This window comes from Jeotgalicoccus halotolerans (assembly GCF_003387165.1).
In the GTDB taxonomy this organism is placed as follows: Bacteria; Bacillota; Bacilli; order Staphylococcales; family Salinicoccaceae; genus Jeotgalicoccus; species Jeotgalicoccus halotolerans.
On sequence record NZ_QUMW01000011.1, the window covers coordinates 65531 to 77882 of the forward strand.

Genomic DNA, 12352 nt, shown 5'->3' on the forward strand with positions numbered 1-12352 from the left:
AGAAATTAGTTGTACATGCTAAACTATTTCTGCTTGTTAAATAAGATTAAAGAAAGGACTGGCATTCTTAATGACGGCAGAAGACCAGACAATCGACAATCTGACTGTCATTTTCGGCTATGGTTATGCTCATATATTTTCAGAAGTAACCGAATCGGTCAGAAAAATGCATATATCGAAAGAACAGATGGCCATCATTGAATATCTTTATCTTCATAATGAAGCCACACCCACCGAACTTTCCACAGCGCTGAACGTACATAAAAGTTCCATTGCACACGCGCTCAGAAAACTCAGCACGAAAAAACTAATCAATATGAAAAAAAATCAGCTGACAAACGATAACCGTTCGAAACTGGTTTCACTCACGCCAAAAGCAAAAAATCTGCTCAGTGAAGTCATCGGCCATATTCGGCATGTTATCGGTGATCATCTGGAGGATATACCCCAGAAAGACAAACAAAAGCTGCTGGAAGCAACGCGCACAATAGTTAATATTATGAATATAGATGGAGGATTATACGATGAAACACGTGCTTAAATTTAAATGGCCGATTACAGCGCTGATGATTATTGCTGCTGTCGTATCATTTATTATTTCACCGAATTTAACGCAGCTTGCTGCTGAGAAAGGTGATGTTCAGCTGCCTGATAATATGCCCAATGAACAGGCCCGCCAGTTCCTGGAGGAACACAATCAGGATATTGAAATGATGTCGGCTGTACTTGAATTTGATAGTGCGCCGTCAGAACATCAGGAAGAAATAGAAACATATATAGAAGAACTCGAAGGTCTGGATTATACGGATAACGTTATCAATCCTTTTACTTTTAATGAGGACATGCAGGAGAACTTCATCAATGAAGATTCGGGCGTTATAATGATTCCGCTGGAATATACAGGTGAAGCACCTGAGATTCTGAATAATGCCGATGAAATAGAAAGTCTGAATAACACGGACGCTGATATTTCAATAACATCCAATGAGATGATTCAGCGCACGCTTGAAGAAGATGCTATGGAAGGTGTCCGGACGACGGAAATATTTACAGTAGCAATTATCATTATCGTACTGCTTGTAATGTTCCGTTCAGTCGTTACGCCATTTGTTCCGCTTATTGCAGTGGGCATTGCCTATCTGCTCGGTCAGTCGTTTGTCGGCTGGTTCGTGCAGTGGTTTGATTTCCCGGTGTCCCCGCAAACACAGAGTTTCCTTATCGTAATATTATTCGGTATCGGGACGGATTACGTCATTCTTCTGTTAAACAGATTTAAAGAAGAACTTGAGCACCACGATAAGCATGAAGCTGTCATCAATACTTTCAGAACAGCCGGTAAGACAGTATTTATCAGCGGGATTTCAGGAGCAATCCTGTTTGGAGTTCTTTATTTTGCAAACTTCGAAATTTACCGTTCGGCAGTCGGCGTAGCTATTGGTATTCTCGCCCTGCTGCTCTCACTATTTACAGTATTGCCGACACTGATGGCCCTGCTTGGTAAATATATTTTCTGGCCGAGCAAACAGACGTCGGATTCAGGTGAAAGTAAAATCTGGACGCCGCTTGGCATGCTGTCACTTAAGTATCCTACACGCGTTATTTTTTCAGTCGTTGCGGTACTTATTGCCTTAATTTATTTCTACGATGATAATGTTCAATACGATTCATTATCCGAACTTGACGATTCCTACTCTGCCGTTCATGCAGTTAATGTAATCAGCGATAGTTTTGATGCAGGTTCAACATTCCCGGTGGAGGTTCTGTTCACAAGCGGTGAAGACCTGGTCACAGAAGATGGTTTATCCCGTCTGGAATCAGTGGCTGAAGCTGTATCCCACCTCGACGGTGTGACTGAAGTACAGACACTGACGAGACCAGTCGGCGATAAGATGGACGAGCTGACTGTGTCATATCAGCTTGGCGAAGCAAATTCAGGACTCGCTGAAATTCAGGATGGACTGACTGAAATGTCAGCTTCCTTGTCAGATATTAATGAACAGCTTGCAGGGTCTGAGACAGCCGGAGGCGATTTATCAGAACTGGAAACAGGCGTTAATCAGATTTCCGACGGTATTGACGGTGTCAGCCAGTATCTAACTGCAACAGGAGACACAGACGGAGCAGCTGAACAGCTGCAGCAATTATCACAGGGAGCGAATCAGCTTTCCGCAGGGGTTTCAGAGGCAAATTCTCAAATGGAAACGATGACTGCAGAAGCTGCTGCACAGATGGAAGAACTCGCAGCGGGTCTTGGTGAAATGTCATCGGGTATTGAAGAAATCAATGAAGGCTTAACAGATATCAGTGATTTAATGACTTCTTTTGAAAATAACGATGCAGTAGATACGACAGGTATCAATATACCTTCTGAAATGCTTGAAAACAGCGATTTTGAAGCTGCCATCGACCAATACTCATTTGCTGACGGCGAAGCTGTTAAAATGAACGTCGTTCTTGCAGTGGATCCATACAGCAACGAAGCAATCGGTGTGCTGGATGATATTGAAGAAACAGTGCACGGCGAGCTGTCACGCCTCGACCGTCCGGATACAGAAGCTTATTTCTCTGGTGTGACAAGCATGAACAGGGACCTCGATACAGTAACGAGCGATGATTATACAAATGTTGTCATTCTGTTTATCGTGACACTGTTCATTATTCTGACTGTATTGTTCAGATCACTCGTGCTGCCTGTAATGATGATCGGTTCGATTTTCATTACTTACTTTGCATCGATGGCGATATCCCAGTGGATTCTGTCAATGTTCGGTATTGATCAGTTAAATTGGGCCGTACCGTTCTTCAGTTTAATTATTTTTGTCGCTCTCGGTATTGATTATTCTATTTTCATTATCGACCGCTTCAGAGAAGAAGTGAAATACCGTACTATCCGCGATGCGATTGAAACATCAATCCGCCGCATGGGTACTGTCGTTATTACAGCGGTAATTATTTTAACTGGCACATTCGCAGCCTTGTATCCGTCAGGTATCGCGATACTAGTACAGGTAACGAGCGTTATTATTTTTGCGCTTCTGTTCTATGCATTTGTTGTGCTGCCGCTCTTAGTGCCCGCGATGATAGTCACATTGAAACGCGGCAACTGGTGGCCGCTCAGAATGCCGGGCGGCAAGGCCCGCGAAGACCGTCTTGATGACAGATAATACGTTTCAAAACTTGAAAAAACGGGTATAAGTTTTATACGAAATTAAACAGAAAGAGAGGCTGACCATATGCCAGGAATTAAAAATTCCGGAATAGCTGCTGTTCTCAGCTTTTTCATTACTGGTCTCGGACAGATATATAACGGACAGATATTTAAAGGTATACTGCTCATTATCATACAGGCAATCAACGGTCTGCTTATGTATCTTTTAATCGGATTCATTACCTTTCCTATTGTATGGCTGTACGGTGTTATTAATGCCTACCGTCACGCGGAACGGATGAATCGGAGAATATACAATTCACACAGGTAAATGAATACAGGGGCTGGTCTTCCAGTCCCTATTTATTTTGTCTGTGATGAGATAATGGTATACTGAAAATAACTTACAAAGGGATGTGAGAATATGGGCTGGGAATTTATTGCACTGTTTTTCGGAGCAGCTGCGCTTGGGATTTTTTTACTGTTTGTAATATTTATAATCGGCTTGCTGAAATGGCTGCTGCAGGGTTACTTCCTATTCAGAGTGGCGGAAATTAAATCATATCACCTGCCATGGCTCGCCTTCATCCCGTTCGGAACATTTTATATCGGCGGGCAAGGCTATGACGGCAATATTTTAAAGAAAGGGTCATTTGATCCGAAACATATCGGTCTCGCATTTGCGATTACCGGACTTGTACTGTATATGATGGGGCTCTCAATCGGCGACCTCGTTATTACGTACTTACTGATGGAATCCATTGCATTCATCGGAATCTTTACAGCATATGTAAAGCAGCCGGTCATCGGCGTGCTGCTGGCGCTCTTGAACGTTGTAACTGCAGGGATTGCTGCCATTGTTATTCTCTTCCTCTACAGCCGAAAATTAAAAGATGAATTTGACGGCACCGGCTTTTATGAAGAAGACGATTTAACAGGAAGTACCGGACATAATTATAATGACCACTCGCGCCCTTCGCATCCAAACGACCCGAATTTAAACAGGGATATTTAAATAATAGAACCCCGGACTTTTCATAAGGTCGGGGTTCTGCTGTTTAAAGAGAGTATGCTTACTGCATTCGTGCGCTCTTTTCTTTGACCGGCTAAACTGTTTACTCAGCCAACGAGCCCCGCTCTCACATCACAAAATATGTACAGCACAAAAAAACCAAAACCTTAATCTAGGTTTTGGTTTTTTTCTTATATTAGTTAATCGGCTGTCCGCCTGTTACACCGTATACCTGTCCTGTCGTATAGCTTGATTCCGAACTTGCAAGGTGTACGTAAGTGGCTGCGAGTTCCACCGGCTGGCCGGCACGTCCAAGGTAAGAATCCTGTCCGAATTCAGGCAGTGCTTCTTGGAGCTGACCACCTGAGATTTGAATCGGTGTCCAGATTGGACCTGGTGCAACACCGTTTAAACGGATGCCTTTTTCCATAAAGTGCTGGGCCTGTGATTTAATTAAGTTCGTCTGTGCCGCTTTAGTCATTGCATAATCAGCAATATGAGCTGACGGCGAGAATGACTGAACTGAAGTCGTAATAATAATGCTTGAACCTTCAGGCATTACTTTTTCCGCTTCCTGCATCTGCAGTACAGGTGCGACCACATTAATTTTATAAGTCGTTTCAAGGTGTTCTGCTGTATAATCTGCAAATTTTTCCACTGCCTGCTGCATAGATGCATTCAGTACAAGCGCATCCAGACCGCCGAGCGATTCAGCTGCATCGTGAATCAGCTGTCTTGCAAATTTTTCATCACGTAAATCACCCGGGAATAAATAAGCTTTCTGCCCCGCATCCTCGATGACTTTTTTAACTTCTTCGGCATCCGCCTGTTCGTCTTCCATATAGTTAATTGCAACATCCGCGCCTTCTTTGGCGAACGCAATTGCTACGCCGCGGCCGATACCTGAATCGCCGCCTGTTACGAGTGCTTTTCTGCCGGATAAACGTCCGGTGCCTTTATAGGTTTCTTCCCCGCAATCGGGAATTTGTTCCATTTCTTTTTGAACGCCGGGATACGGCTGTTTTTGTTTATCATAATTGCCTGTGTAAAATTCATTTCTCGGATCTTTTGGTGCTGACATATATAAAATCCTCCTTCAAGAATTTCGATATTGTTTACACCAGTATTATTCCACTTAGCTCAAGAGTTTAAACCTATTTTTATTCAGCAGGCACATTTAAAATTGTCTGAAAGAGAACATCTGCTCCCGTTTCCATCCGGTCACGGTTGAAGGTCATATACGGATGATGCAGTCCCGGAGTCAAATCACAGCCTAGCCCGAGCATAGCACCTTTCAGTTCTGGATACTGGACCGTGTAATTATGGAAATCATCCCCGCCGCTCGTAACAATCGGTTCCAGCAGCTTTTCTTCACCCGCTGTATCGATAATCGCCGAGCGGAATACTGCAATCGCATCTTCATTACTTTCACTTGCAACGATGCTCGACTCTTCAAGATCTTCGATTTTCACATCGTAGAGTTCTTCGATGCTGCTTAAAATATTACGCACACCGGCTTTCAGTTCCTTCATCGCTTCGTTTGTCTGTGCCCGGACATCAATGCCGCACTCCGCAGAACCCGGAATAATATTCAGCGATTTCGACCCCGCCATGAATTTCGTCATTTTCGCGCTCGAAGGCACCATCGGATTAATATGAATTTTTGACAGCATATTGACGATATCCGCACCGACTTCAATCGCATTGTCGTTTAAATGCGGGCGGGCACCATGGGCATCGTTACCGACAATTTTAAACTCAAATGAGCCTGCAGAACCATGTTCTATACTCGGCGATAAATACCCGTCCGCTGCTTCTTCAATCGGACGCAGATGAATGCCGAACATATAATCAAGAGGTTCAATGACACCCTCTTTTAATACATCAAGTGCACCCGTCCCCACTTCTTCAGCAGGCTGGAAGACAAAACGGACACCGCGTGTTTTTAAAGCTTCGTGATCTTTTATTCTAAGCATTGCACCGATAACCATGGCAATATGCGAATCGTGGCCGCACGAATGATTCGCCTGAAGCTTGCCGTTTACTTCCTGATACAATGCATCGATATCCGCACGGATACCTATCAGCGGGTAATCCCCGCTCCAGTTTCCGACATCACAGTACAGACCTGTGATGTTTTTAAATTTAACCGGCTCAAAGCCTTCAGTTTTTAAAAATTCATATATGTAATCCGTCGTTTTATACTCTTCATTGCTCAGTTCCGCATTTGTATGCACGTGATTGAATATTTCAGATATTTTTGTACCGATCATGAAATCCCTCTTTCAAAACTTTTGGTTTTATTATACTGTTTAATATATCATACTTTGAATTGTATGAATATTTGAAATCGTAGGAGGATTAGATGACTAACGAAAAAAATAAACCGAAAAAGAAAAGGAAATTTCAATTTCCGGACGCTTACGGGATAATGTTTATCTTTTTAATTATCGCGGCAATTGCTACATACCTTATTCCCGCGGGTCAATTTGAAACTGAACCTTCGGAAAGCGGGCCCGATACAATCGTTCCGGGCACTTATGAAACTATCGACTCAAATCCGGCGGGTATTATGGATATCTTCTCTTCTATAGTTACAGGTTTAACGAGTACATCGGATTTAATATTTCTCGTTTTAATTATAGGCGGGGTCTTTGGTGTAATTGAGAAGACCGGGGCCATGGATGCGATGATGTCCAAAGTTATCAGCATAACTAAAAATAAAGAATGGCTGCTTATCGTTCTGATTATGCTGATTTTTTCTATTTTCGGCACACTCGGCATAGTCGTTAATGCTGTCATCGCGTTTATACCTTTAGGTATTATACTTGCCAAATCAATGAAAATGGATGCCATTATTGGTGTTTCGATTATTTATCTGGGTGCATATACCGGATTCGCCATGTCGATTCTCGATCCTCTGACAGTAGGTTTTGCTCAGCAGATTGCAGGCGTCCCGCTGTTTTCCGGCGCACCTGAACGTACTCTAATGTTTATCATTACACTGATTGTCACTATGATTTACGTTATCTGGTATTCCAAACGGATAAAAAGAGACCAGCACGCAGGCATTCTCGGCAGCCAGCCATTTCCAAAGGACAGCGGAGATACAGAACTAGGGAAAACTGAAATGACAACGACACATATTCTGGTTCTTCTCACTCTATTACTCGGTATAACTGTATATGTTGCAGGTGTGTTTGGTGCATTTGGTGAAGCATGGAGCTTAACTGAGATGGCCGCTGTCTTTATAATTATTATGGTTGTGACGACGATTATTGCACGAATCGGCGTCAATCAGTCTATTCAGGAATTTATAAAAGGTGCTAATTCAGTATTATACGGTGCTTTGATTATCGGTATGGCGCGCTCCATAGTAGTTGTCCTCGAGGATGGCATGATTTTGGATACTGTCGTGAACGGGATGGCTTCTTTAATCGATCCGTTTTCGAGTACGACAGGTGCTGTCCTCATGTTTATAGGCAACGGATTATTTAACATTCTGGTGTCGTCCGGCAGTGGCCAGGCAGCAATTGTTATGCCGATTATGGGACCAATCGCTGACCTGATGGAATTCCCGAGACAAATAGCCGTCCAGGCCTACTCCATGGGTGATGGTTTCACTAATATCATTACACCGCTTTCCGGAGTTCTTATGGCCAATCTGGCAATCGCAGGTATTCCTTTTACAAAGTGGCTGAAATTTGCGCTTCCGCTTGTTGGTATATGGTATGTTTTAGGTATAATATATTTAATCGTCCTCGTGGCAATCAACTGGGGGGCGGTATAAAATTTACGGAGGCTATAAAATGAAGATAAAAGAAATTAAACTGCATCAGCTCTTAATGACTATGAAAAACCCGTTCACAACATCATTTGGTACACAGCAGAAGCGCTTTGTCACTATTGTGGAGGCAATTGATGAAGACGGCCTGAGCGGCTTTGGAGAATGTGTTTCCGGTGAGGATCCACTTTATTCTGAAGAGTTCATGGACGCGACACTTATCGCTTTGAAAAAGTATTTCGGTCCGCTCGTTATCAATAAAGAGATTTCACATCCTGACGAAGTATGGGAAATTTATAAACCGTTCAAACGCAACAATATGGCAAAAGCTTCAATTGAAGGTGCCGTCTGGGATTTATACGCTAAGAAGAAAGGCATCACTTTAGCCGAAGCTATGGGCGGGACTAAAAAAGAAGTAGATGTCGGTGTATCACTTGGTCTCGAAGATACTGACGATCTGCTGCTTGAGCGTATCGGCGAAAAAGTCGAAGAAGGATATAAACGCATTAAAGTTAAAATCAAACCCGGACGAGATGTTGAAATGGTCCGCAAAATCCGCGAGGTTTATCCGGATATTCCACTGATGGTCGATGCAAACTCGGCGTATACGCTGGATGATATCGATATTCTGAAAGCTCTGGATGAGTTTAATCTGATGATGATTGAACAGCCTTTAATGGCAGGTGATATAATCGATCACGCGAAACTTCAAAAACAAATTAAAACACCTGTCTGTCTCGATGAAAGTATCGATTCATATGAATCTGCTGCTGCAGCAATTGAGCTCGGCAGCTGTGAAATCATCAATGTTAAGGTCGGCCGTGTCGGAGGTATTACCCAGTCGATAAAAATTCATGACCTTGCAGAAAAGCATAACATTCCATTATGGTGCGGCGGCATGCTGGAAGCCGGTGTGGGTCGTCTGCACAACGTGGCAATTACAACGTTAAGCAATTTCACTCTGCCGGGCGATACAGCCTCTTCTTCAAGATACTGGTTTGAAGATATCATTACACCGGAAGTTGTCGCAGAGAATGGTGTTGTTAAAGTCAGCGAGCAGCCCGGCATCGGAGCGGAAGTTGATTTCGGCAAAATGGAACAGTATTTAGTTAAAACAGAAACAATTACAGAAGACGATACACTCGATATGATTATGCATAACTAAGTACTTATCTTTAATAAATAAAAAGGATGCTTATCTTACCTTCATCGATTTATACAGCCAGCTGCTGACCCGGTATTTAAACGACTGTAACTCTTAAATTAATATGCAAAAAGCACTGCCTCCTGAATTCAGACGGCAGTGCTTTTTTGATATGGACGAGTTTCTCTAGGACAAGGCTGTCCGGATTCCAAATAAAATAATGATGATTCCCGCACCTTTGCCGAGCATACTCTGGAAGCCCGGTTTGTGCAGCCAGCGCTTCATATAATTGACAGTTTCAACGACGAGCAGAAACCAGCTCATCGAAATAACCAGCATAATACCTGCTAAAATTATTAATTGAAAAACTTCGGTTACTTCTGAATTCTGCACAACGAATTGGGGCAGAATTGTAATATAAAATATGAGTACTTTAGGATTCAGTATATTGCTTATAAAACCGTTCATATAAGATGAACGGAGACCGTTCGATTTTGTTTCTTCATCTCCAGCATTATCCAGGTATGATGCTGAAACAAGTGTTTTCGCCATAAAGCTTTTCACACCGATGTAAATTAAATACGCGGCTCCCATATACTTAACAATATTAAACAAGAGCGGGGAATTCGTAATAATAACGGCAAGCCCGAGAATCGATACTACAATCCACAAAAAGTGTCCCGCCAATATTCCAAACACCGTCATACGCCCTGCCGATTTTTGATATACCAGTGTGTTTTTCATTACAATCATTGAATCTGCGCCCGGCATTACCGTCAGCACTGTTACGACTAAAATATATGATATTAATTCATTCATGCTTCAGACCTCAATTCAACTGCGACAACCTCCGGATGGTTAAATACTCTGAATGGGAAACGGCTGTTGCCGAGCCCTCGGCTCACCACCATCGTTGTACCGTTTTGCTCGTGCATGCCCTCTGTATATTTCGGATTCACACCCTGATGCGGTGCATACAGCCCTTTAACTACAGGCAGGCGGATCTGACCGCCGTGCGCATGACCGCAAAACACAAGGTCAACATCATTTGCACTGTACACCGGCAGCAGTTCCGGCCGGTGCGCAAGCAGTATTGTAAAATCGTGAGGCAGCTCCCGAGCTTTAGCTGCAAGTTCGTTTTTAAAATCCCGGTACGTTTTTGGATTTGCCTCGTCCCCAAAAAACCAGACATCATTAATGCCGGCAATATTAATTTTCTCACCATCCCGTTCAAGTTCTGCGCTGCGCTTCGTAATATTATGAACCCGGGATTTGCCGATTACATCATACAGCTTATTAAAATGTCTGTAGTGGGCTTCATGATTCCCTGTTACATAAAATGTCTTTTGTATTTGAGTAATTTCTTCGATTAAAACCGCTGCGCGTTTTAAGTACGGAGTCCGGCGGTCTACAACATCACCCGTAATAACGATTATATCGGGATTAGCCTCTTTAACAGCTTTAAGCAGATGTTTCGAACGCCGCCCAAAATAAGCATTATGATAGTCGGATACCTGCACGATTTTATAACCGTCGAATTCTTTTGGAACTTTTTTTGATGTATATTTGTAATGTGTAGTCACAATATGTTTATCTTCAGTCCACAAAAACCGGATCGAGGCAATGATAAAACCAAGAATTAGCTGGCTCAGTTTTATTTTATTTAACATTTTCATTTTTCACGTCTCATTCTCCCCGCTTCATCCCGGCATTTAATTTTGTAATTTTTACGAGACGGATCATACGCTCTTCCATCTCTATTATTTTAAATTCAAGGTTGCCGAGACGCGTAACGTCATTAACCGCCGGTACTTCTTCGAAGACCGACAGCAGAAAGCCGGATAAAGTATCTTCTTCTTCGGGAATATCCGTATCAAAAAGCTGATTCAGACGGTGAAGTGTAATTTTCCCGTCGCAAAGAATCTTATTATCACTAAAAGCACGGACAACTGAATCGTTTTTAAGATCAGTTTCGTCTTCAATTTCAAAACCAAGCATCGTTTCAATTATATCTTCGTGTGTCAGTATACCTTCCGTACCGCCGTACTCATCGAGTACGATAGCTAAATGACGGCGCTGCTTGCTCATCCGGCGCAGCACATCCTCAACTTTTTGGAACTCTCTTACCGTCAGCGGATCGCTGTCGCAAAAATTCATCAGCGGCTGTTCCGGACTAAGTGACCACTGCAGCAGGTATTTCGAGTGGAAAACGCCGACAATGTTATCGAGATCTTCATCGTACACCGGATATCTTGTATGCATCTCATCGATAATTCTGTCCCTCACCGATTCATAGCTGTCGCTGATATGCACGGCAACCATTTCCGTACGCGGTGTTGTCATAACATCTTTGACATTCAGCTCCCTGAAATCCAAAATCCCTTTAAGCCGCTGCGATTCTACACCTTGGATAGCACCTTCCGTATCAGCAATACGTACAAGATTAACAATTTCTTCACGGGAAACTGTCCATGAATGCTTTGAACCTTTAGATAAAAACCTGGTAATAATATCTGTCATCTTATTTAAAATATATGTTAACGGGTAAAAGATAATATTTAAAAAGGCAATAACCGGTCTGACGAGATATGAGACACGTTCAGGAAATGCCGCAGCAATCGATTTTGGAATGACCTCTGCAAAAATAATAATTGACACTGTCAGCACAACTGAAGCAATTGTAACGCTCCACCCGTAGTCAATTGCCATGGCTGTTACCAGCACCGGTGCGATTAGATTGGCGATGTTATTCCCAATCAATATGGTTGTTATAAACTGACTCGGTTTGTTTACCAGGTCATACAGCTTTTGAGCTTTCTGATCGCCGCCGGCTGCTTTCGACTGTAATTTTATTTTATTCACTGCAGTCAATGCAGTTTCGCTGCCAGAGAAGAACAGCGACATAAACAGTAAAAATATAATCACAAATATCAAGTGCGATGTCCCCCTTTTGCTTAATAATCTTATAAGCTATTCTATCATTATCTTATTTAAATTTACACAAACAAAGAACCGGCCGATTCACATTCGGCCGGTTCCCCTTCCTGAAAATTATTTTACATCGTACCCCTGATTTTCAATCGCTTCTGTCATTTTTCCGCGGTCGATAACAGTATCATTGTATTCCACAGTGACGTTATTATCTTCCAGGCTGACTTCCGCCGTCGAGATACCTTCCAGATTGTGCAGTGCGCCTTCTACTGATGATTTGCAGTGGCCGCAAGTCATGCCTTCCACTTCAATTACTGTTTTAGCCATAATATT

At 42.7% G+C, this 12352-nt stretch carries 12 protein-coding genes; 6 read left to right on the forward strand and 6 right to left on the reverse strand.

Annotation, left to right across the window (positions count from 1 at the left end):
• Nucleotides 1-70: 70 nt before the first annotated feature.
• The 4 genes from DFR63_RS06510 (at nucleotide 71) to DFR63_RS06525 (ending at nucleotide 4163) form a co-directional block, all read left to right on the forward strand.
• Nucleotides 71-541, forward strand: coding sequence for a MarR family winged helix-turn-helix transcriptional regulator (locus tag DFR63_RS06510; protein ID WP_115885138.1), 471 nt, complete (start codon nucleotides 71-73; stop codon nucleotides 539-541).
• Complete coding sequence (locus DFR63_RS06515; RefSeq protein WP_115885139.1) at nucleotides 525-3164, forward strand: MMPL family transporter; 2640 nt, start codon at nucleotides 525-527, stop codon at nucleotides 3162-3164. The genes DFR63_RS06510 and DFR63_RS06515 overlap by 17 nt, the downstream gene beginning before the upstream one ends.
• Nucleotides 3165-3233: 69 nt before the next feature.
• Nucleotides 3234-3479: a hypothetical protein gene (locus DFR63_RS06520; RefSeq protein ID WP_115885140.1), complete on the forward strand. Its 246-nt coding sequence runs from the start codon at nucleotides 3234-3236 to the stop codon at nucleotides 3477-3479.
• 93 nt (nucleotides 3480-3572) lie between these two features.
• The gene (locus tag DFR63_RS06525) at nucleotides 3573-4163 is read left to right on the forward strand and encodes a hypothetical protein (protein WP_211313785.1); all 591 of its coding nucleotides are present in this window, start codon (nucleotides 3573-3575) and stop codon (nucleotides 4161-4163) included.
• 193 nt (nucleotides 4164-4356) lie between these two features.
• Here DFR63_RS06525 and DFR63_RS06530 read toward each other — a convergent pair whose 3' ends face one another.
• Complete coding sequence (locus DFR63_RS06530; RefSeq protein ID WP_115885141.1) at nucleotides 4357-5241, reverse strand: SDR family oxidoreductase; 885 nt, start codon at nucleotides 5239-5241, stop codon at nucleotides 4357-4359.
• A gap of 79 nt (nucleotides 5242-5320) precedes the next feature.
• Entirely contained in the window at nucleotides 5321-6433 is a 1113-nt protein-coding gene (locus tag DFR63_RS06535; RefSeq protein WP_115885142.1) for an amidohydrolase, read from the reverse strand.
• 92 nt (nucleotides 6434-6525) lie between these two features.
• Between DFR63_RS06535 and DFR63_RS06540 the strand changes: the two genes are divergently transcribed.
• Nucleotides 6526-7950, forward strand: coding sequence for a YfcC family protein (locus DFR63_RS06540; protein WP_115885143.1), 1425 nt, complete (start codon nucleotides 6526-6528; stop codon nucleotides 7948-7950).
• A 19-nt stretch (nucleotides 7951-7969) separates the two neighbouring features.
• Nucleotides 7970-9109, forward strand: coding sequence for an o-succinylbenzoate synthase (gene menC, locus DFR63_RS06545; RefSeq protein WP_115885144.1), 1140 nt, complete (start codon nucleotides 7970-7972; stop codon nucleotides 9107-9109).
• 165 nt (nucleotides 9110-9274) lie between these two features.
• On the opposite strand, the gene DFR63_RS06550 is transcribed toward menC, so the two are convergent.
• The 4 genes from DFR63_RS06550 to copZ form a co-directional block, all read right to left on the reverse strand.
• Nucleotides 9275-9907 (reverse strand): LysE family translocator, encoded by a 633-nt coding sequence (locus DFR63_RS06550; RefSeq protein WP_115885145.1) that lies wholly within the window; start codon nucleotides 9905-9907, stop codon nucleotides 9275-9277.
• On the reverse strand, nucleotides 9904-10764 hold the full coding sequence (locus tag DFR63_RS06555; protein ID WP_245954152.1) for a metallophosphoesterase: 861 nt from the start codon (nucleotides 10762-10764) through the stop codon (nucleotides 9904-9906). The genes DFR63_RS06550 and DFR63_RS06555 overlap by 4 nt, the downstream gene beginning before the upstream one ends.
• 10 nt (nucleotides 10765-10774) lie before the next feature.
• Entirely contained in the window at nucleotides 10775-12013 is a 1239-nt protein-coding gene (locus DFR63_RS06560) for a hemolysin family protein (RefSeq protein ID WP_342767905.1), read from the reverse strand.
• A gap of 126 nt (nucleotides 12014-12139) precedes the next feature.
• Entirely contained in the window at nucleotides 12140-12346 is a 207-nt protein-coding gene (gene copZ / locus DFR63_RS06565) for a copper chaperone CopZ (RefSeq protein WP_115885147.1), read from the reverse strand.
• Nucleotides 12347-12352: the final 6 nt, after the last annotated feature.

What these genes read in the sequence shown, in the direction of transcription:
- DFR63_RS06510 (WP_115885138.1), top strand. Translation starts at nt 71, where the DNA reads ATGACGGCAGAAGACCAGACAATCGACAATCTGACTGTCATTTTCGGC.
- DFR63_RS06515 (WP_115885139.1), top strand. Translation starts at nt 525, where the DNA reads ATGAAACACGTGCTTAAATTTAAATGGCCGATTACAGCGCTGATGATT.
- DFR63_RS06520 (WP_115885140.1), top strand. Translation starts at nt 3,234, where the DNA reads ATGCCAGGAATTAAAAATTCCGGAATAGCTGCTGTTCTCAGCTTTTTC.
- DFR63_RS06525 (WP_211313785.1), top strand. Translation starts at nt 3,573, where the DNA reads ATGGGCTGGGAATTTATTGCACTGTTTTTCGGAGCAGCTGCGCTTGGG.
- DFR63_RS06530 (WP_115885141.1), bottom strand. Translation starts at nt 5,241, where the DNA reads ATGTCAGCACCAAAAGATCCGAGAAATGAATTTTACACAGGCAATTAT.
- DFR63_RS06535 (WP_115885142.1), bottom strand. Translation starts at nt 6,433, where the DNA reads ATGATCGGTACAAAAATATCTGAAATATTCAATCACGTGCATACAAAT.
- DFR63_RS06540 (WP_115885143.1), top strand. Translation starts at nt 6,526, where the DNA reads ATGACTAACGAAAAAAATAAACCGAAAAAGAAAAGGAAATTTCAATTT.
- menC (WP_115885144.1), top strand. Translation starts at nt 7,970, where the DNA reads ATGAAGATAAAAGAAATTAAACTGCATCAGCTCTTAATGACTATGAAA.
- DFR63_RS06550 (WP_115885145.1), bottom strand. Translation starts at nt 9,907, where the DNA reads ATGAATGAATTAATATCATATATTTTAGTCGTAACAGTGCTGACGGTA.
- DFR63_RS06555 (WP_245954152.1), bottom strand. Translation starts at nt 10,764, where the DNA reads ATGAAAATGTTAAATAAAATAAAACTGAGCCAGCTAATTCTTGGTTTT.
- copZ (WP_115885147.1), bottom strand. Translation starts at nt 12,346, where the DNA reads ATGGCTAAAACAGTAATTGAAGTGGAAGGCATGACTTGCGGCCACTGC.